The following is a 20154-nucleotide window of genomic DNA, read 5'->3' on the forward strand; positions in this document are numbered from 1 at the left end:
ACAAGGAGGTTTTTTAATGGCAGTAACGAATAGCCAGATTGCCTTGGCGATGACCTTCACCTTACGGCCACCGTTTAAAACGCACTTCTTATTGTTAAAAGATTATGTGGCCGACGTTCGAATTCCTGCTCGTGATGGGATGCTGACCACTCTAATTGCCAAAAACATTCCGTTATCACCCGCACTTGACCAGTTATTAACGATTTTTGACGACGTTCAAAATCCGTTATATTGGCAATTGCATGATAAGGCCGTGCAAGCCTTTTTCGATCAGTTCCCTGAAAAACGGCCAATCTTACCCTTAGACTTATTACAAGCCGTCATCAACACCTTGGCGGAACAGGGCTTGACCGACGATCAACTGCGCCAGATCATGACCCAAGTCTTCCAGCGACTCCAAACCAATCAGTTTAACGGTCGTGCGGCCCAACGGCTACTAACTCAATTTCGTTAATCTAAAAGGTCATTACAACCATCCATTGCGGAGGCTTGTAATGACCTTTTTTATTGGTGTTAGTTAGATTTAACTTGCCACTCTGGTTGGGACAGCATTGGCTGGAACGTGGTGGCCGCGCTGAGCCAATTTGGGCCCGACCGGCGTTAATTAACGGGCAGTCATAAATTAATGATTGCATACTTTTAACTTAGCATTTTAGCATTCAACCGGTAGGCGGCAATTTAACCTAACGCGAACCGTCTTTTACGACTAAAAATACCGATTTAGCACTTGTTGAATCCCATTATGGTTATTGTCGGTCGTCACCAGGTCAGCGCCCTGTTGCACGGCTTTAGGGGCATTCCCCATCGCAACCCCGACACCAACAAGTTCTAGCATCGCCAAGTCATTAAAGTTATCGCCAAACGCAATCGCGTCAGCCGATGACAGCTGATCATCAGCGATCAACGTCTCTAAGGCCACCGCCTTAGACACCCCGGTGGCCACAATCTCCAAGTAAGTATCCTTTGACCGATACGCGTCGATGCCGTTAAAAGCCGGTGCCTGTAAGTGCTGGTCAATTGCCGTAATCACACTTGGGTCAGCCATCACTAACATTTTGTGGACCGGGGCTTTTGCTTGCGCTAACCAAGGCGCCAAGGCCGTAACTTGTGGCTGATAACCAATGCCGGCTGCTTCTTGTTGCTCCCACGCTCCCAGCTGACTCACCAACCACTGATTATTACTGTAAATATTAATCGAGGCTTGCGGCCACTGTTCGGCAATTAACGCTTGAATTTGTTGTGTTAACGTCGGCTTAATCGGGCGTTCTTCAAAGACTTGTAGCTGATCATCCGCCGTCGTCTTGGCCGTTAACGCACCATTATACGCAATCATCGTTGAATCGATGCCGAGTTGCTGTGCTAATCCCCACATACCTTTGGGTGAGCGGGCCGAGGCCAAGACCATCGTCGCGCCTTGCTGCACAGCGGCTTGAACGCCCGTAATGGTGGCAGGCAAAATCGTCGCTTCATCAGTTAATAAGGTTCCATCAATATCACTTAAAATCAATTTTGGTTGCGTCATTTTACTTATCCTCCGTTAAGCTAATTAACGTCGTCTGCGGCTCGAACCAGGCTTGTTCAGCCGGTGTCAGTGGTTCATCCGTCACGACGACTTGTATTTGTGTTAGGCGCCCACCGCAGTAATGGGCTGCTTGACCGAACTTGCGATGTTCACACACTAAGATTCCTCGTTTGGTTTGACTTAGTGCTTGGCGTTTCAACGCTGCATCGGCTGCATCGCGATAAAACAAGCCTTGGGCAGTTACCGTTGCGGCGCCAACGATTACTTGGTCAAAAGCCACCGTCTGTAATTCGCCTAGTCCAGCCGGTCCCGCCATAAACCGATTATGTTGATTCAACTGACCGCCCAAAACATGCAAGTCGATAGCCGGTTTCGTCGCCAAGCTAATCGCGTTATCAAGCGAATGCGTATAAATCGTTGCTGGCATCGTCAATAGTTGTGTCAACTTAAGTAAGGTCGTGGAAACATCGATAAATAAATATTGATCCGGTTGAATCAATGGTAAGACCCGTTTAGCCAGTGCCGTTTTAATCTCGGTAAACTGTTGTAGCCGGTCTTGATAACTAGGAATACCGACCCCGAAATTCAAGACCTGTAGCCCACCGTGAATCCGTTGGGCTAAACCCTGTTGTGTGACCGCGACAATATCACGCCGCGCGGTATCACGGGAAACTTGCAATTGGCTCATCACATCCGCCACACTCAGTTGTCGTCGTTGATCTAGCAATTTTAATAAGTGCTGTTGTCGTTGTTTTGGTTGCATCGCTAAGCCCCCCTGCTTTATTTGACTTCAGTATAATTTGAATTTAAGCGTTTTTCAAGCATTTATAAGTATTAAAAACTAAGTAGTAAGTATTCAAGCCGTAAAAAAACCGATATCCCCGCGAATATCGGTTAAAACTTAAGCTTTGGGTTTTAAAATAAATACCGGCCGTTCATCGACTAACTTTGCAAATAGGTCCTGAGTGGGATCCGGGTCAAACGTCCCTAAATCCACAATAATCTCGCCATCGTCATTGACTTGAAAGCCTTGATACCGATCAAATAAAACATGATACATCGTTTGCGCCGGTCGCATCCGTTCATCAACTTGCGCCGCGGCGGCTTTCAACGTATAGCCCGTTTGCAGCAGATTACTCATCGCAGCGGCTTTAATGACCATTTTCAATGTATATATCCGTGCCCGACCAGGTTCATCCTGATTCTTCGGAATAATGTACCCTTTTTTTTGCCAGTATCGTAGCTGTCGTGGCGAGACACCAGTCATTTTACTAAGCTCGCTAATCCCAATGGTTAATTGACCCCGATGAAATAGCTCCCGAAAATCCCCCGTTGCTGCTTCAGCCATCCTGATGCCCCCTTCCTACATCATTTATCCTTTAAATTATAGCATGGAATCCGATAGGGGCGGGCCAGACGACCTGAATTTTCAAACAATCACTGGCTTAAGCCCAGTTAGTTTGTAAGAACGCGGGCAATGACTGGGCGGGGTGACCCATAATCGTCGCATAGTCATCACTTACCGCTGACAACAAGCCCAACGCCCCACCGGCATACATTGACGCCAGCATGTGACCTTCATTGCCTTGGTTATACATCGTCGCAAATTCGGCCAAAGTCACTGGTTGATACCCAATCTGATGACCGCTAACTTGCGTTAAGACCGCCGCCAATTCCGGCATCGTATACGCTTGGGATTGCGTCAACGTATAAATGCGACCATCAATTAATAAATCCGGGGTCGTGGCAACTTTAGCAAACGCCGCCGCACTGTCCGCCTGGCTAATAAAGCTCAACGCTTGATCTCCCATGGGATAGATCACATGCTGGCGTTCAATTAATTCCGGCAGGTACGGGACCAACGGATCAGCATACAGCGCATTGCGGATAATCGTATAATGCAAGCTGGATGCTGCCAGCCGCCGCGGTACATACCCATAAAAGGCTGATAACGCAAACGGATTATTAACCTGGTCCGCAATAAAGCCCATCACTAAAATATGCTTAACCCGACTCGCTTCCGCCGCCGCAATCACATTTTCAAATTCACTGACCCGACTATAACTATCGTGACTCTTACTAGGCACATAAATAAAGACATCGCTATCCGCCAACACTGGCCGCAAGCTTGCTTGATCATGATAGTCCATCGCGGTGACCGTCATCCCCTGCGCCGCAAACGTCGCTGCTTTACTTGGCGTATGCACGCCTAAATTCAAGGTTTGTGCTGATACTAGCTTAGTCAACGCTTTAACAATCTGCGTGCCTAAATGTCCAGTCGCCCCGGTAATGGTAATTTTCATTTTATCAGTCGCTCCCTCTTGTAACTTCATTAGTTACATTAAACCTTGTGATTGAGATTTTGTCAAGGGAACACACATTGTGAGTTGTTACTTGCCGCCTACCGGTTGGTTTCTAAAATGCTGGAACGCCGTGGGCCATTTTGAAGCCAAAGAACGGTCTTCAAAGCTGTCCTTGGCCTAAGTCCGAGCAGACCACTCGCACTAAGGCCAACGACACGGCTGAGCATTTTAGAAACCAACCTCACGGCTAAACTCACGAAACTTCCAACGAACTAAATTATTAATAATCACCACCAACACCCACATCTGTTTGACGACATTCTATATTTGAGCAATCCATTATTAATATCAAATCATATCTAAAACCGTCGTCTACCAACCAGGAAGTCCCCTGACAATCCTGCCGGTAAATTCCAACAACGGGCTGGCGCAAAGTCAACTTACTAATACAACATCATCCATTTACAATTACCCGGTAATTAACACCGGGCGGGCCAGAATTGGCTCAGTGGTGTCGTTGTGCTTAGTTGCCTGGGTTATGGCGACTTAGCACAAGCCCGGCTTGCGAGACCGCCCTTTGGCTCGCAAACGCGGCCACCACGTTCCAGCCGATTCTGGCCCAACCAGAGTGGCAACTTTAAACCAACCTAATCCTTGAGCCACAACAAAAGCCGCCACCAATTGGTAGCGGCTTTAATCAAGCTTTACTATTAAGCAGCTTGTTCACCAAGATGCTTCTTCTTTGGTGCAGTCTTCACGTTCTTAACATCCGCGTCCGAGAAGCCGAACATGTACGTTAAGGTGAAAGCCACAATAATATCAACCAATGAGGCAATCAAGAAGCCCCAGAAACTAAAGTCGATACCCTTAGGATTGACGAAGGACGTAAAGCCAATTAATGACCCGGCAAAGCCCCACATATTAACATTCATCAAACCAGTCAAGAAGCCCCCAACGGCGCCCCCGATGCTGGCAGTGACAAAGGCCCGGCCATACTTCAAGTTAATCCCGTACATCGCAGGTTCAGTAACCCCGCAAAAGGCTGAAATCGTTGCTGGCCATGCTAATTCTTTCATGCTGGCAACTTTGGACTTCATCGCAATGGCTAAGACGGCCCCACCTTGGGCAACCATGGTTGCGGAAACAATGGCGTTCAAGTAACTGTGACCCGTCGTCGCAATATCGTTGGCCACGATTGGAATAATCGCCCAATGTAAGCCGAAAATAACCAAGACTTGGTAGAAGCCCCCAATAATCAAGCCAGAAATAGCCGGACTGAGTTGGTAAATCTTCACAATTCCGGCGGCTAATGCCCCTGACAAAGCCGTGATAATTGGTCCTAAGAAGAGTAAGATAGCGCCAGAAATAATGACAACTTCAAGCAATGGCACAAAAATCATCCGTAAGACGGTTGGAATCACCCGTTTGAGCCATGGTTCCAACTTGCTAGCTAACCAAGCCCCGGCAATCATTGGGAAGATGGAGTAAGTGTAAGAGGCCACGTGCACTGGCAGACCAAAGAAGTCCGCGTTAATGCCCATACCGAGCAAATGACTCGTTACTTTTCCAGTTGTGGCAATCGCAACAATCGCTGGATACGTCAGTACCCCACCGACAATCCCCATGATAATCGGGTCGGATCCCAGCTTCTTAGCGGCCGTAAATCCGACAAAGATTGGTAGGAAGTAGAAGACTGAGTCACCCATCGCATTAATAATCACGTAAGTTGGCGCGGTCGCTGACACGATCTTGAAGGAAGTCAGTAATGCTAAGACCCCTTTTAAGATCCCGGAAGCAGCTAACAAACCGATTACTGGAATCATGGACCCGGTAATGACCCCAATCAACGCACTAAAGCTATGTTTAACCTTTTGCCAAGGCGTCATCTTTTGCCAAGCGGCTTTGTTGGCTTCTTTTTCCATGGCAACCATCGAGGCATCGTCGTCACCGAAACCAGGACCGAGTTGCTTAACCACGGCATCATAGACATCGTTAACAGCCGGACCAATGACCACTTGATATTGGCCCCCGGCTTTAGCCACGTCGATCACACCTTTTAAGTCGCGAATCGTATCATCGTTGGCTTTCGCTTCATCTTTCAGATAGAAGCGAACCCGCGTAATACAATGAATCACACTCTTAACGTTCGCCACACCACCGATATTATTGATAATTTGGGTCGCTAACTGATCGTACTTATTGCCACTAGCCGCAACGGGTTGTTTGGTAGCGGCTGCGGCCTCTTTGAGGTCCACATCGGCCCCAATGGCGCCAGCTTTGACAATCCCAATCTTGGCGTTAATCGCATCCACTTTATCAGCACTGTTCGTGACGGCTAGAATCACCGTCTTTTGCTTACCGGCCGCCTTGATGGCCGCTAAGTCCATCCGGCCAATCTCATCGCCAGCTTGAACCTCGTCGCCGACTTGGACGTTAATCTTGAATGGCGGATTGTCCTTTAGTTCAACGGTATCGATTCCCAAATGAACGAGCACTTCCAAACCATCCTTAGTCGTAAACCCAATCGCATGGAGCGTTGCCGCTACCATCGTAATTTTCCCGCTAACGGGTGCGACCACTTGGCCATTGTCCGGTTCCACGCCGAAGCCTTGGCCCATCATGCCTTGTGAAAAGACTGGATCTTGCACGTCACTTAAAGCGATTAATTGGCCCGTGACGGGTGATAATAATTGCACTTGTTTCATCGCGATGCTCCCCCTTTATTTGTCGCGTAATAAGGCAATTGATTGATAAGGTTGTAAGATGACAGCGTTGCCCGCGACCTCCCGCTGATAGTTTGAAATCAGCACGTGGGCGCCGATAAACTCGGCTGGAATCTCAACCGTCGTCTTACGGCCATAAAAATTATTCAAAACAGCTAATTCTTGGGTGTCAGTCCCCCGTAAATAAGCCAACACTTGGGGATGATCTAGCAATAATGGTTGATAATCCCCATCAGAAATCACATCATAAGTCTTCCGTAACTGAATTAAACGCTGATAATAATTAAAAATCTCACCATGATCAAGTTCAGCAGCGACATTAATAGCCGCTTGATTCGTGGGTCGTAGCCACGGCGTCCCCGCCGTAAATCCGGCCGTCGTGGGCTCAGCCGTCCACTGCATTGGTGTCCGCGCGTTATCGCGGGATTTCACATGTACCAAGTGAAAAGCCGCCCGATCCGAATGACCTTGTGCGCGCAACGCGCGGTACGCATTGTGTGACTCAACATCCACATAGTCATCAATCTGATGATAATGCGGGTCCGTCATCCCAATCTCTTCGCCCATATAGATAAACGGCGTGCCTCGCAATAAATGCATCACGGTCGCCAGCATCTCCGCTGACTTAACACGATAATGATCCACGTCGCCGAACCGATTAACGGCCCGCGGTTGGTCGTGATTATTCCAAAATAACGCTTGCCAACCGCCAGCATCCGCCATGCCTTGCGCCCAGTCATTGATAATCTTCTTCAACGCCATAAAGTCAAAGGGCCGGTCTGTCCACTTATTCCCATGGTCATAATCAGTCTTTAAATGATGAAAATTGAAGACCATCGATAATTCATGATTTTCCGGTTTCGTGTAGGCCACGCTATTGGCTAAAGTCGCTGATGACAGTTCACCGACCGTAATATCATGCGCATGCTGGCCAAAACTAGCGGCATTTAACTCACGTAAATAGTCGTGCACAATCGGGCGATCCGTGTACAAGAACTTGCTACTAATGTCCGGTGGGGCATCCACTAATTGCTGGTCCTTGCCAATCACATTAATCACATCAAACCGAAAGCCACGGACCCCTTTGTGTTGCCAATAATTGACAATATCTACTGCCGCTTGCCGAACAGCGGGATTATGCCAATCCAAGTCGGCCTGGGACGGATCGTACAAATGTAAATAATACTGATCCGTATCACCAAAAGGTGCCCAAGCTGAACCGCCAAATTTCGACTGCCAATTAGTTGGTGGTTCGCCATTCGCCTTACCCGGTCGCAGATAATAATATTGCTGATACGTTGAATCACCGGCTAACGCTTTTTGGAACCACTCGTGCTGAGTCGACGTGTGATTAAAGACCATGTCAAGCATCACATCGATGCCAACCGCCCGTAGTCCTTGCACCAACTCATCGAAATCGGCCATCGTGCCAAACAATGGATCGATTTGATAGTAATCCTCAATATCATACCCATTGTCATGCTGTGGCGAAACAAAGAACGGATTGAACCAAATCATATCGATATTCAAACGTGCTAAGTACGGAATTTTCTCAATGATGCCACGCAAATCCCCGATGCCATCCCCATTGCTGTCATAAAATGACTTCGGGTAAATCTGATAGATTACTTTTTTTGAAAGTCGCACCACATTCCCCTCCAAACCTGACTGACTTAAACCTAACCTTAGTTTTTAGCGGTTATAAAAATAAACCGCTTTCATTTACTCGTGATAATCATAACCGGCTACTAACAATCAGTCAAATAAAAATTGATAATTTGTTCGTTCATATCTACACTAAACGAACTGATTTATTAGGTTAATTGCCTAACATTAGTTTGGTTGATTCAGAATCGGCTAGAACTTAGGGCCAGTCAGTTTAGGACCTAACCGGCAGACAACAACTTTAACTAACCCTTAATTCAAGAAAATAGGCCGCTTTTAGGGGTACTGTTAGACTATAAAAATAGCGGCGCAGAAATTTTCAATCCATTTCTACCCCACTATCTTTGATACTGTTGTTATTAAAACCTTTAGTCCTAACGTTGTGGCAATAACTGTAAGTGCTGACCAGCTAACGTCGACGCCTCAAACGAAGCGGTCGTCTTAACTTGCTTGCCATAATCCACAATTAACGCGTGTAACTCCCGCGCATGGGCAAAATCATACGTCCAAGCACCTTCAATTAAAGCTTGTGCCTTCAGATAACTGCTAGGCAAGTCTTGGCCCAACCAAGCAAATAATCGCCGTAAGTAGGTATCAACAATGATGGTTGGCTTATCAAACACATACATCGAAAAGTAATCCGCCGTTTCATCACCGATCCCTTTTAACGCCTTTAACTCCCGTCGCAATTGCGCAGCTGGTAATTGCCGCATGGTCGTTAGCTTAAAGTCATACTGCCCTGCCCAAGCCGCCAAGCCTTGTAACGTCGGCACCTTGCGCGTATAAAAGCCCGCGGGTTTGACTAGTGCAGTTAACGCCGCCGTTGACAATGCCAAAAGTTGTTGCGGTTCAAATTGCGTCGCTGCTTTTAAGTTCGCTAATGCATAGTCAACATTGCGCCAATTCGTATTTTGAACCAATACACCGCCCCATAAGATCTCCCAAGGCGTTTCCGCCGGTGGCACGCCGGGTTCTAGCCAATGCCGCGGTCCCAGATCAGTGAGCAGCGCTTGATATAAATCATCGATAGTCATCGTTTTCCCTCCTATAAACAAAAAGAGCCAAGACACACATCGTATGTCTGACCCTTTGATTTTTCAACTATTTGAATTAGTCGAAACCAATTCCGCAAACTAGCTGCGTTGAACCGTTAAGACGATATCCGCTTTCTTATCATCGGACTTAACGCTTTCATCATAGTTCAAGTCAGCGTCATCGAATAATTGCTTAATTTCTTTGCTGACCAAGTTCAATTCCCGTGAATCACCTTTTTGACGACGAATATAAACCACATATTGGGTATCTTGTTCTTCAAGTTCATAATCGACATCTTCATCATTCAAAATCACATAAATCAACTTACGTTCTCTGTTCATAGTTTCCGCTCCTCAAATTAATTAAGATTAATCGTCGTCATTAGCGGCGAGTTGGCTTACTTTTCAGTAGCTAACGCTTGGGCAAAGCTCAGATAATTCTTCATGCAGTGATCCAACCAATCAATCGATGCTTGATCTGTTAACTGGCCCGCATTATCAAACTTATTCTGGACAGCTCCCATTAAATATTCGTTGCCTGGCAAAACTCGGGCGGCCACACCTGGTGAATCCAAGATTTGCCGCAAAGTCCCCTGTGCGCGCACTGTCCCCAGCGGACCCATTGTCGCACCTAAAATCATCACTGGTTTACCTTTTAAGGGATGCTCAACCCGTGATAACCAATCAATCGCATTTTCTAGCACGCCGGGAATACTATGGTTATATTCGGGCGTTACAAAAATGACCCCATCTGCCTGCATAACAGCCTTTTTGAGGGCCGTTACCGTTTGGGGTGCTTCAAGTTCAATATCTTGGTCATAAAAGGGCAACTCTCGCAAAGCTGGGATCGTCATATCGAACTGGTCACTATACCGCTTTTGAACAAACTCCGCTAATTTCTGATTATAGGATGCATGTCGGATACTACCGACGAGGGCCACAATTTTCATGTTAATTAAAGCTCCTTTAAATGTATTTACTTTTAGTATACGCCTTTTTTTACCCTCAGGCGGAACCGGTTACAAGTTTGAGTTAATTTTTTCAAGCTCGCTGACAAGTTTTCACTTCAAAATGCCCCCTAGTGTGCCAGCGTTTTAGCACCTAATCGGTCGGCGGTAATCTCAACTAGCTCCGAACAACTCCACTCACAAAAGTCAGCATGTTTCTTAACTTTTTTCAAAGCTAAGTATCCCACCCATCCCCCGCATAACCAGTCTGTTATACTAGCTGATAGAGAATTGGATCGGGGGTTTTAACGTGTATTATCGTGGTGAAGTACTAGACTTTGTGAATATGCTCATGACAGATACCACCGTGCCTTTAATGCGGTCGCGAATCGTCTTTTCTAGTAAAATCGATGTCGAACGACTTAAAGCTGCGGTCTTAGCTTCTGCGCAAATCGTCCCCGAGATTTTTGCCCAGTATCAAGCTGACCATAACCGCTTTGAAGTCACCTCGCAACAAGTGGATAACCTCGTAGTCGAGGCCCAAAGTCCTTACAGTCCAGAAAATTTTGATTTTAATTTAACCACCGGACCACAGCTCCAACTGTTTATTATCCATCACGATCAATATGATGTTTTACAAGCATTTATGAGCCATCTCCTCACCGATGGCATCGGGTTTAAAGAATACCTATACTTACTGGCTCAGGCATATAACCATGATGATCTGGCGGCTATCAGCAATGAACGTCGATTACGTCCCGTGATCACCAAGTTGCAACGCCAATTTCGCCGGCCCCACGCCCACGCGGATTTACCGTTGAACACAGTGCAACTACCGCACTATCAAGGCATCAACCTGCGCCACATCGGTCATATCATGTTAACAAGCAAGCAATTTATGCGCGTACGACAAGTTGCCAAGGCTCAAGATGTCGGCATTAGTGAAGCCATCTTAGCAGCCTACGCCAAAGCATTGCAGGTCTTAACTGGGCACACCACCATCACCTTGCCTTGTCCCATTAACTTCCGCCACTTCACGGCAGCAGAAGCCAATGTCACCCGGATTGCGAATTTGACCGGCACCGTTTATTTGAATATCAAAGTCGATGTCGATGCTCCCTTTACAGCACTGGTTCAGCATGTGCACGACTTGCTAGCAACGGAACGCGCCCATGCCGCTTTCTTATACCGGCTGACCAACTTGCAAAAGATGAATCATGCGATGCCAGTCGGGGTCATGCGTAAAGTGGCCAATCGTTGGCTGGCGCATCAGCCGTTGACGTATACGAACTTTGGTGTCGTTGACCAAGCAAAGCTACAGTTCCACGGGCTCAACGTGGTCAACTGTGTTTTCTCAGGGGCCTTTCGACCGACCCCCGCTATGGAGATCGCCGCTAGTACCTTTGCCGGAACTTGTACGTTAAGCTTTAACAGCATCGGTTCCGAACGCGATTATCAGCTTGGCATGAAAATTCTAGAAAATATTCAAGCCCAACTCTTAGTTTGGTCACAAACGGCCATCGTCGCTAACAAGCTCAGTGCAGCAACTGAAGAAAAATAAGCCCATTAAAAGCAGCTCACCGGATGATGAAATCAAGTGAGCTGCTTTAATTATCTCAATCGTCTAAAACCATTCTAAACCGCTTGGTGCTAGTTGGTTTAAATTGCCACTCTGGTTGGTCCAGAATCGGCTGGAACGTGGTGGCCGCGTTTGGAAGCCAAAAATCGGTCTTCCAAGCCGGGCTTTATCTAAGTCGGAAAATCACCGACTAAGATAAACGACACCACTGAGCCAATTCTGGCCCGCCCGGCGTTAACTAACGAGTATTAAAAAATTAACGATTGATTATTTTAAGTTCAGTCATTTAGTCGAGAGATAGGTTACTAAAATGCTCAGCCGTGTCGTTGGCCTTAGTGCGAGTGGTCTGCTCGGACTTAGGCCAAGACCAGTTTTGAAGACCGGACTTACTTCAAAATGGCCCATGGCATTCCGCGTTTTAGGAACCAACTGGTAGCCGGCAATTCCAACTAGCACCAAGGACATTGACTATATAGAATGGCGTTTTTTCTAGGCACACTGTCAACGCTATTGCCAAACGTAGTCTTATTTTCAAGAACATGCACGCGATCCTTTTGGAAACGGAATGATCTTATGATTGTTAGGCTGACCACACAATTCTTCGGCTTCGTCACCGGCATAGCCTTGTGCTTGGAGTAAGCCATTGGGTCTGGATTGCCACTGTAAGGCTGGCGCAACGACAACGCTCAATAAGCCACCCGCAGCTAAGTCAACACCATAATTATGAAAGTTCGGTTGAACGCCAATCCGAGCCGGGGCTTGCGTGCTAGGTTGCAATCGAGCCGTAGCCAAATCATTAACTGTAACTTGCATCGCAGTGATCGGTTGAAATGGCGTTCCTAGCAGATTCGTCAGCAGCCCATCATACAAATGCAAGACGCGCGCATCAGTCGGTTGCCAGACCGGTAGCCCAGCTTGTAGCCAGTTCAGCCCAAAGGTCAAGGCTACTTGATCATGACTAATATCAACTTCAATCGGCACGACTTTTAAGGCCAATGCGGCTTGCTTAATTGCCGTAACCCGGTCGTTGCCACACTGAACAGCGCAAAAAATCGTAAACCGTGGAAAGGCACTAATCTGACTCGTTACACTGGCAGCCTGAATTTGTTTCAACCTAGTCGTTGCGGTCAAGACCGCCTGTAAACCTAACTGATACCAGCGCTCATATTGAATCCGGGCTGCTGGCAATGCTGGTACAATTGATTGTGTCATCTTAATCCCTCCCAATCACCGTTATTACGACGCTAGTTTACCGACTTTCAACGGCACATCGCAACCCCAAATACCGAAGTCGTTATTTAATTTTGTCAAAAGTTTAATTTGGTAACGTTTCTAAATTGGAATCCTTCTAAAAAGTGTGGTTTAATAAGGGTGAATAAATCGGTAAAGGAGGAACCGCATCGTGGCAGCAGATATGTTAACCCAAGCAATTCAAGAACTCAAAGACCATAAGATTCGGGTCACCCCACAACGTCAGATCATCTTGACGTATCTGGTCACCCATCACAATCATCCATCCGTTGAAACGATCTACCAAGCCTTAGATACCCAATTACCTAATCTAAGCCTGGCAACCGTTTATAACACTTTAAAACTATTTGTTGATTTAGGGATCGTCATCGAACTGCAGAATGGTGACGCCGGAACGCATTATGACTTCTTCGGGCGCCCGCACTATCACGTTGTCTGTGAAAACTGCGGTAAGATTACTGATGTCTTCGAACCGGATCTCTCCGGTGTTGAAGCTAAAGCCGCCGAACTTTCTGGCTATTTAGTAACAAGTCATAATATGGAAGTCTACGGCCTATGCCCTGATTGTCAAAAGAAACTCGGCGTCACGCGAACGGCGGAACTCCGTCGCTTAAACTTATCGCATGTCGACTAGTCAAATCGCACGCTAAAAAGCCATCCAGGCACAATTACTGGATGGCTTTTCTATTGGGCACAAAATTGTTTAATAGACCTAGGATAAGATGTTAGCAAAGTTGCCGAGCTAAGCTGATAACGCTTTTAGCACCATCTCAATCATTTGTGAATACGCAATTGGCCCCGAATACTGCCAACTGCTGGCATCGCCATATTGATACAGATGCTGCTGTTTAACGGCTTTAATATTTTCCCATAATGGATCCTTGAATAAAGATGCACTCTTTTGACTATTCACTAAGAAGATATCATCGGCTTTGAGTTTAGCTAGCTTCTCCAATGAAACCGCGGACCAATCAGCGGTCGCCGTCTTTGAGACTTGCTTCACTAGGCTGGGTTCCCCCAACTTTAAATCGCCATATAATAAGGCGCCACTAGCGGACTTGTCACTAACCATATAGGCCGTATTATTGGTCACCCACAAAACAGCGACTGAATGTCGGCCGTTAGTTTTAAGTTGTTGGCGGGCTTGTTTAACTTTCTGATCATACTGTCTTAAGACCGTCTTAGCCTTACTTGTCCGATTAACCGCTTTAGCAACGTCCATAAAGGTCGCCCGCCACGTGACCTTGGGACCATTCTTCACCACATACGTCGGCGCAATCTTGTTATATTGCGCGTACTTGCCGTTAGCGACCGCACTACTGGTCCCCATTAGAATCAAATCGGGCTGCGCTTTGGTCACCGCTTCATACGGCAACGAATAATCAATCAACGGGACGCCTTTAAGCTGTTTTTTCAAATAAGCTTGCGTGCCACTGCCGTTTTTTACGGACCACTGTACCACGGGCTTAATCCCCAAGGCCACCAGTTCATCTTCCAAATAACTCCCAATCACCCGCTTAGGTTGACTAGGGACCTTAACTTGATGCTGCAGGGTATCCGTTAACGTCCGCGTGCCATTTGCCGCACTGGACGTCGACTTTGGGCTCCCACAGGCACTCAATAATCCTACACAAACTAGGCCTAACACCACGGCCACCTTCACACTTCGCCAACGTTTCAAATTTTCTTCCTCCCAGTCTCAATCTCAAAACTAGCTAAATTATCATTGAAATCGCTATCAATTGTCAACAAAAACATTTAAGATAACTATACGTGCGTGGAAAGCACCCCTGCCTTTTACCTCAGTTTTGAAAACCGGGCTGGGCTTCAAGATGGCCCACAGCGTGCCAGCATTTTAGAAACCAACTGGCAGGCAGCAATTTTAACTAGCAACCGTATCAACCCTATTTTCTTAGAAAGGACCAGTCGTTTTGAATTTAATTGAAACTAAAGCCGTCAGTATCGGCTATGCGCAAAAGACGATTGTGGATCAGCTCTCCATTCAGATCCCCAAAGGCAAGATCACCACGTTGATTGGTCCCAACGGTAGTGGTAAATCAACCATTATTCGGGCTTTAGCCCACTTATTGACTCCCACGACTGGAGCCATTTTGCTCGACCAGCAAAACATTCAAACAATCAAAGCTAAAGCCTTAGCTAAAAAACTTGCCGTCTTACCGCAAACGAATGCCACGGCTAGTGACCTGACTGTCGATGAACTTGTTAGCTTTGGCCGACTGCCTTATCGCCGGCCACTAGCTGGCTTAACGGCGACCGACCATCAAAAAATCGAATGGGCCTTAACCCAAGCTAAGTTACAAGACTTACGGCACCGCGCGCTGAGCACCTTATCTGGTGGACAACGCCAACGGGCTTGGATTGCGATGGCAATTGCTCAAGATACCGAAACCATTATTTTAGATGAGCCCACGACTTACTTAGACTTAACTCACCAACTCGATGTAATGGTGTTAATTAAGCAATTAAACCAACAAGCTCATCGGACGATTATCATGGCTTTGCACGACTTGAACCACGCGGCTCGTTTTTCCGATCAACTCATCGCCATCAAAGCTGGTCAGGTCCAGATTCAAGGTGATGTAAATACGGTTATGACAGCCGCTAATTTACGGCACATTTTCCAAATTGATGCCGAACTCGTCGACTATCACGGGACCCCGCTGATTCTCACGTATAATCATTGCGCGCCAACGGTAGGTGATTCCGTATGAAATCAATGACTCGGGTCACCAGCCTTTTATGTTTGAGTGGCGTACTCTTAATTCTCGTCACTCTCGCCAGTTTACGTTGGGGCGCAGATCAGGTGTCCTTCAACACGGTCTGGCAAGCATTAAGGTCGACGCATCCGCAGAGTTTAGACCAACAAATCATCCGCACCATTCGCCTGCCGCGGGTCTTGGGCGCTGCTTTAATTGGTGCTGGTTTAGCTGGTAGCGGGGCCTTGATGCAAAGTGTCACCAAAAATCCGCTGGCCGATTCTGGCTTACTGGGTATCAATGCGGGGGCCGGCTTAATGTTGACGTTATGCTTGGCCTTTTTCCCCAAGCTTTCGACCTTACAAACAACGATTGGGGCCGTTGTGGGTGCGGCCATCAGTGCCGGCTTGATCTTCGCCATTAGTTCGCTGAAGCAAGTCCAGCTCAATCCAACGACCTTAGTCCTCGCTGGGATTGCAATTAGCGGGTTATTCACCGCATTAAGTGAAGGCTTAGCGCTCGTCTCACAATTAAAACAAGACTTGGCTTTTTGGTACTTCGGTGGCCTCGGTGCAGTCAGTTGGTCACAATTACGGGTCTTAGGACCAATTCTGCTCATTGGTCTGGTATTGACCTTACTCCTGGCACCACAACTAAACTTAGGCTACTTAACCGACGATGCCGTTCAAAGCTTAGGTAAAAGTCTGCCGTTATTACGTTTAGGCGCCTTAGGTTGTGTCGTTATCTTATCCGGTATTTCCGTTGCCTTGGTGGGCACGATTACCTTTGTCGGCTTAATGGTCCCCCACATTGCCCGCTGGCTGATTGGCACCAACTATCGCCATATCATGCCACTAACGCTACTACTGGGCGCGACTTTAACCGTTAGCGCAGATTTAATTGCTCGTTTAATTAATCCGCCGCAAGAAACCCCGTTTGGGATTGTGATTTCATTGATTGGGGTGCCCTTCTTCATTTATTTAGCCCGAAAGGAGCCCGGCAACTTATGAGTAAAACCAGTCGTTTCACCAGTTGGATGCTTGGGCTCTTGGGATTGACCCTAATCTTAATCATCATTAATCTCAACACCGGTAGTATGGCGCTAGGGCCGCAAGCCTTACTCGCTTGGCTCACTGGCCATGGTACCGCGACCCAAACGTTAGTCCTGCTTAACTTTCGCTTACCACGAATTGTCTTGGCCCTATTAGTCGGTTGCGCTTTAGCCGTCGCTGGTAGTGTTATCCAAACCGTCACGCAAAACCCCATGGCTGATTCTAGCCTACTGGGCATTAACAATGGCGCTGGTCTGGCCGTCATGGCTTTGATGGTCACTGCTGGGGGCGCTACCAGCTTAGGCATGCGTCTGCCAATTATTGCCTTAATTGGGGCGTGGCTAAGCACCCTATTGGTCTTTCTCCTAGCTTATAAGCCCACCCAAGGGATTCCTCCAAAACGCCTGCTGCTAATCGGCGTGGCCTTATCTGGTTGCTTCTCAGCGGTGATGGTCCTAATGACCTTGAAACTATCCCCAGATAATTACCAATTCGTCATGAATTGGCTCGCTGGTAGTCTGTGGGGCACCAATTGGGCCTACATCGGTTGGGCCCTGCCATGGCTGCTCATTGGCTTAGGCCTGATTGCCTGGCAACTGCCCGTACTGGATGCGTTCAACCTTGGTAATGAACGCGCCCAAGCCCTCGGCGTTAACTTAAAGCATCAGCAATTATTATTGATCGGTGTCGCCGCCATGCTGGCTGGGGTGAGCGTCGCCATTAGTGGTGGCATCAGCTTCATTGGGTTGATTACGCCCAACTTAGCGCGCCGTTTAATCGGATCACGCCAACACTTTCAATTACCACTGGCGGCCGTCTTGGGTAGTTGTCTGTTACTAGCCGCCGATACGGTCGGTAAACTCATTACCACAACGACTGAATTGCCAGTTGGGGTGCTAGTGGCCTTGATTGGAGCGCCATACTTTATCTATATGTTAATTCGCTCGCATTAAAAAAACGATTTTGGCTAAAGTTAACCAAAATCGTTTTTTTGATAGGAGACTAGTCACGGGTCTGGCCAAAGGCAAAATAAAGCCACGGGCCAATCGGTTGCACAAACGTTAATAACAACCAGCCCAACTTATGTCCACGCCGGACTGACTTAGCACGCAGAATGTCTGCAATCGCAATACTAGTCGCTGTAAATTCAAACGCCGCAAATGGTGCAATTCGTTGCCGAACGCGCCGTGACAACTTGGCATGGTGCTGGAAACGACAATGTGTTGCCATGTTATCGACCCCCTCATCTGATAGCTACCATTATACGCCGTTCATGTTGTAAACGCTATCAAGCGAAGATTTCCGGTGGCCGTTTCGTTAAGAACTTGATTGAGGGCACTTGGATCGTATCAATCACGGCTGGCAGCTGCAATAATTGCCGCACCGTAACCCCGACTTGACCTCGATCAACCGTAATAATCTGATAACTGCTGCTCTCGCGAACTTCATGTAATTGTGGATCGGTGCAATCAATATCGTACGCCGCCGAACCGGCTACCACATTGAGCACATGGTCGCCAATCAAATATTCGGTCGGAAAGTGGACGTGCCCGGCAAAGACGCCCCCGATATTGTGACCGCGCAAAACTGATAACAATTCGGAAGTGTTCTGTAAAATCGCGTAATGCATATTACTCATCGTCGGTCCATCGAGCGGATGATGTAAGAAGATAAAGGCGCGTTTCGTGGGAGCCTGGCGTAAATGTTTCCCCAGCCATTGTAGTTGTGACGCGGACACCCAACCAGCTTCATAACCGCTGACTTTGGAATCTAAAAAGTAAAAATCATTATTACCAATCCGCATCCGATTAGCATAATACGGTCCCGGATCGGCTGGTAGATACCCATCATAAAAGGCTTGGCGATTATCATGATTACCGAGTAAGACCCGGACATGGCAGTTGAACTCGGCCTTCATCATATGCACGACACCATGTAGCCGCTGATAGTCATCCGCAGAACCGCCATGCATCAAGTCCCCCGTAAACACGATCAAGTCTGGTTCATACGGCAACGTTCGAATATCTTGGATAATTGCCGTTAGTTTGGACCACGGATCAGTCTGCTGCTGATGCGCCGGCACGTCGCCATGCGGGGTTAAGTGGGTATCTGAAATTTGAACAATATGCAAACGTTGCACCATAATCACTTCTCTACTCTAGGATTCACCAAATGGTTAACTTCAGCATACTAATCGGACGTAAATTTTTAACAAGCTATCCTGTAAAATAATTGTAAATTTTACGTTTTGCTAATCTAAAGATAACCAAGATTAGTTAAACTTGCCATCTACCAGTTGATTTCTAACCGTAGCTACCACGTTTTAACCGATTCTAGCCCAACCAGCGTGGCAATCATTACTAGTAGCGATTTAAAACTGAGTGGGCTATGATAGGTCTAATTAGTAAAACAAGTGAGGGATTATTTTGAAAAATATTTTTGTTGGCCCACGCGTCGCTTTGACCGTGCCGCAGCCAGAAGATTTCGATGAGATTAGCGATTGGTATACGGATGGGACGTTCGTCCGTAATCTGGATACCTTGCCAGCCCGGCCACTATCCGGGGAAGCCTTGGAACAAACTTACCGTAACCTGAACCAGGATACTGAATTTTACTTTCACATTCGGGCTTTGGATGACGACCGTCTGTTAGGATTTGTGACATTATTCAACATCGACTGGCACAACCAAATTTGTCAGTTGGGGCTGGCGATTGGGGATGCCGACGACCGGGGGCATGGTTATGGTACCGAAGCCTTAAATTTGATGCTTAATTATGGTTTTAATGAGTTAAATCTATACAAGGTTTGTTTGGACGTCATTTCAACTAACCAAGCGGCAATTTCTGTTTATCAGAATAGCGGCTTCGAATTTGAAGGCACGAATCAGCGTGCTATCAAGCGTGACGGCCAACGTCTAGACCTATATAGCATGGGGCTATTTGCCGAAGATTTCCAACCACGCATAAAATTTAACTAATCAATCAGCGCAATTAGTTGCAGCCGGTAGCGTTTGCAATTATAATAGTCGCAGATTGATAGAAAGTGTCAAACTGACTATCAATCCTTAATATTCTTTAGTTTTTAGATCACAGCCGGTGTTGCTGCCATAATGCCGGTGCGATCACTTTCATTCATAGACTCCCCCAAGCCTTATGAATGGGGTTCATCAAAGCCCCCACTTTGATGTTTCCTACTCCTTGACCACTGCATCCCCTGATGTGGTGGCTTTTTTTGTAGAGTGGTCACTCAGACGGGTTGCCAGTGAGCATTGCCTAGTTAAGACAAGTACTCGGTGAACTTTCCGAGTGGTTGGCTTAGCGTAGCAAGCGGAACTGGCAGTCTGAGTGAGCACGTTTCAGC

At 47.1% G+C, this 20154-nt stretch carries 20 protein-coding genes; 7 read left to right on the forward strand and 13 right to left on the reverse strand.

Annotation, left to right across the window (positions count from 1 at the left end):
* The first annotated feature begins 16 nt into the window (after positions 1–16).
* Positions 17–454, forward strand: coding sequence for a hypothetical protein (locus FFM80_RS10360; RefSeq protein ID WP_137640725.1), 438 nt, complete (start codon positions 17–19; stop codon positions 452–454).
* A 252-nt stretch (positions 455–706) separates the two neighbouring features.
* Here FFM80_RS10360 and FFM80_RS10365 read toward each other — a convergent pair whose 3' ends face one another.
* The 9 genes from FFM80_RS10365 to FFM80_RS10405 form a co-directional block, all read right to left on the reverse strand.
* Positions 707–1522 (reverse strand): Cof-type HAD-IIB family hydrolase, encoded by an 816-nt coding sequence (locus FFM80_RS10365; protein ID WP_137640726.1) that lies wholly within the window; start codon positions 1520–1522, stop codon positions 707–709.
* A 1-nt stretch (position 1523) separates the two neighbouring features.
* Entirely contained in the window at positions 1524–2285 is a 762-nt protein-coding gene (locus FFM80_RS10370) for a DeoR/GlpR family DNA-binding transcription regulator (RefSeq protein ID WP_137640727.1), read from the reverse strand.
* A gap of 138 nt (positions 2286–2423) precedes the next feature.
* Positions 2424–2870: a MerR family transcriptional regulator gene (locus FFM80_RS10375; RefSeq protein ID WP_137640728.1), complete on the reverse strand. Its 447-nt coding sequence runs from the start codon at positions 2868–2870 to the stop codon at positions 2424–2426.
* A 97-nt stretch (positions 2871–2967) separates the two neighbouring features.
* Complete coding sequence (locus FFM80_RS10380) at positions 2968–3825, reverse strand: SDR family oxidoreductase (RefSeq protein ID WP_137640729.1); 858 nt, start codon at positions 3823–3825, stop codon at positions 2968–2970.
* 710 nt (positions 3826–4535) lie between these two features.
* Complete coding sequence (locus FFM80_RS10385; protein ID WP_137640730.1) at positions 4536–6530, reverse strand: PTS sugar transporter subunit IIABC; 1995 nt, start codon at positions 6528–6530, stop codon at positions 4536–4538.
* A 15-nt stretch (positions 6531–6545) separates the two neighbouring features.
* Positions 6546–8195 (reverse strand): alpha,alpha-phosphotrehalase, encoded by a 1650-nt coding sequence (gene treC, locus FFM80_RS10390; RefSeq protein ID WP_137640731.1) that lies wholly within the window; start codon positions 8193–8195, stop codon positions 6546–6548.
* Positions 8196–8587: 392 nt separating this feature from the next.
* Entirely contained in the window at positions 8588–9247 is a 660-nt protein-coding gene (locus tag FFM80_RS10395) for an endonuclease III domain-containing protein (RefSeq protein WP_137640732.1), read from the reverse strand.
* A gap of 99 nt (positions 9248–9346) precedes the next feature.
* Complete coding sequence (locus FFM80_RS10400; protein WP_137640733.1) at positions 9347–9589, reverse strand: hypothetical protein; 243 nt, start codon at positions 9587–9589, stop codon at positions 9347–9349.
* A 56-nt stretch (positions 9590–9645) separates the two neighbouring features.
* Complete coding sequence (locus FFM80_RS10405; RefSeq protein ID WP_137640734.1) at positions 9646–10197, reverse strand: NADPH-dependent FMN reductase; 552 nt, start codon at positions 10195–10197, stop codon at positions 9646–9648.
* Positions 10198–10504: 307 nt separating this feature from the next.
* On the opposite strand from FFM80_RS10405, the gene FFM80_RS10410 reads away from it, so the two are divergent.
* Positions 10505–11755 (forward strand): hypothetical protein, encoded by a 1251-nt coding sequence (locus FFM80_RS10410; protein ID WP_223877340.1) that lies wholly within the window; start codon positions 10505–10507, stop codon positions 11753–11755.
* A gap of 549 nt (positions 11756–12304) precedes the next feature.
* On the opposite strand, the gene FFM80_RS10415 is transcribed toward FFM80_RS10410, so the two are convergent.
* On the reverse strand, positions 12305–12985 hold the full coding sequence (locus FFM80_RS10415) for a hypothetical protein (RefSeq protein ID WP_137640735.1): 681 nt from the start codon (positions 12983–12985) through the stop codon (positions 12305–12307).
* A gap of 190 nt (positions 12986–13175) precedes the next feature.
* Here FFM80_RS10415 and FFM80_RS10420 point away from each other — a divergent pair, with 190 nt between their 5' ends.
* Complete coding sequence (locus FFM80_RS10420; protein WP_137635913.1) at positions 13176–13658, forward strand: Fur family transcriptional regulator; 483 nt, start codon at positions 13176–13178, stop codon at positions 13656–13658.
* 108 nt (positions 13659–13766) lie between these two features.
* On the opposite strand, the gene FFM80_RS10425 is transcribed toward FFM80_RS10420, so the two are convergent.
* Entirely contained in the window at positions 13767–14705 is a 939-nt protein-coding gene (locus FFM80_RS10425; protein WP_137640736.1) for an ABC transporter substrate-binding protein, read from the reverse strand.
* Between the two features lie 250 nt (positions 14706–14955).
* Here FFM80_RS10425 and FFM80_RS10430 point away from each other — a divergent pair, with 250 nt between their 5' ends.
* From FFM80_RS10430 to FFM80_RS10440, 3 genes are read left to right on the forward strand one after another with little or no spacing between them, the layout of a single operon-like run.
* Complete coding sequence (locus FFM80_RS10430; protein ID WP_137640737.1) at positions 14956–15756, forward strand: ABC transporter ATP-binding protein; 801 nt, start codon at positions 14956–14958, stop codon at positions 15754–15756.
* Positions 15753–16751: a FecCD family ABC transporter permease gene (locus FFM80_RS10435; protein WP_137640738.1), complete on the forward strand. Its 999-nt coding sequence runs from the start codon at positions 15753–15755 to the stop codon at positions 16749–16751. The genes FFM80_RS10430 and FFM80_RS10435 overlap by 4 nt, the downstream gene beginning before the upstream one ends.
* Positions 16748–17746, forward strand: a complete 999-nt coding sequence (locus tag FFM80_RS10440) for a FecCD family ABC transporter permease (protein WP_137640739.1) — start codon at positions 16748–16750, stop codon at positions 17744–17746. The genes FFM80_RS10435 and FFM80_RS10440 overlap by 4 nt, the downstream gene beginning before the upstream one ends.
* A gap of 49 nt (positions 17747–17795) precedes the next feature.
* On the opposite strand, the gene FFM80_RS10445 is transcribed toward FFM80_RS10440, so the two are convergent.
* Positions 17796–18023, reverse strand: coding sequence for a PLD nuclease N-terminal domain-containing protein (locus tag FFM80_RS10445; protein ID WP_137640740.1), 228 nt, complete (start codon positions 18021–18023; stop codon positions 17796–17798).
* Between the two features lie 58 nt (positions 18024–18081).
* A complete protein-coding gene (locus FFM80_RS10450; protein ID WP_137640741.1) occupies positions 18082–18933 on the reverse strand; it encodes a metallophosphoesterase family protein in 852 nt (283 codons plus the stop codon).
* Positions 18934–19219: 286 nt separating this feature from the next.
* On the opposite strand from FFM80_RS10450, the gene FFM80_RS10455 reads away from it, so the two are divergent.
* The gene (locus tag FFM80_RS10455) at positions 19220–19771 is read left to right on the forward strand and encodes a GNAT family N-acetyltransferase (RefSeq protein WP_137640742.1); all 552 of its coding nucleotides are present in this window, start codon (positions 19220–19222) and stop codon (positions 19769–19771) included.
* Positions 19772–20154 lie beyond the last annotated feature (383 nt).

The organism is Lactiplantibacillus dongliensis, assembly GCF_005405105.1.
GTDB classification, from domain to species: Bacteria; Bacillota; Bacilli; order Lactobacillales; family Lactobacillaceae; genus Lactiplantibacillus; species Lactiplantibacillus dongliensis.

Coding starts and splice junctions, on each gene's coding strand:
- FFM80_RS10400 (WP_137640733.1), bottom strand. CDS start 9,589: ATGAACAGAGAACGTAAGTTGATTTATGTGATTTTGAATGATGAAGAT.
- FFM80_RS10360 (WP_137640725.1), top strand. CDS start 17: ATGGCAGTAACGAATAGCCAGATTGCCTTGGCGATGACCTTCACCTTA.
- FFM80_RS10380 (WP_137640729.1), bottom strand. CDS start 3,825: ATGAAAATTACCATTACCGGGGCGACTGGACATTTAGGCACGCAGATT.
- FFM80_RS10445 (WP_137640740.1), bottom strand. CDS start 18,023: ATGGCAACACATTGTCGTTTCCAGCACCATGCCAAGTTGTCACGGCGC.
- FFM80_RS10435 (WP_137640738.1), top strand. CDS start 15,753: ATGAAATCAATGACTCGGGTCACCAGCCTTTTATGTTTGAGTGGCGTA.
- FFM80_RS10415 (WP_137640735.1), bottom strand. CDS start 12,985: ATGACACAATCAATTGTACCAGCATTGCCAGCAGCCCGGATTCAATAT.
- FFM80_RS10385 (WP_137640730.1), bottom strand. CDS start 6,530: ATGAAACAAGTGCAATTATTATCACCCGTCACGGGCCAATTAATCGCT.
- FFM80_RS10375 (WP_137640728.1), bottom strand. CDS start 2,870: ATGGCTGAAGCAGCAACGGGGGATTTTCGGGAGCTATTTCATCGGGGT.
- FFM80_RS10395 (WP_137640732.1), bottom strand. CDS start 9,247: ATGACTATCGATGATTTATATCAAGCGCTGCTCACTGATCTGGGACCG.
- FFM80_RS10365 (WP_137640726.1), bottom strand. CDS start 1,522: ATGACGCAACCAAAATTGATTTTAAGTGATATTGATGGAACCTTATTA.
- FFM80_RS10405 (WP_137640734.1), bottom strand. CDS start 10,197: ATGAAAATTGTGGCCCTCGTCGGTAGTATCCGACATGCATCCTATAAT.
- FFM80_RS10440 (WP_137640739.1), top strand. CDS start 16,748: ATGAGTAAAACCAGTCGTTTCACCAGTTGGATGCTTGGGCTCTTGGGA.
- FFM80_RS10370 (WP_137640727.1), bottom strand. CDS start 2,285: ATGCAACCAAAACAACGACAACAGCACTTATTAAAATTGCTAGATCAA.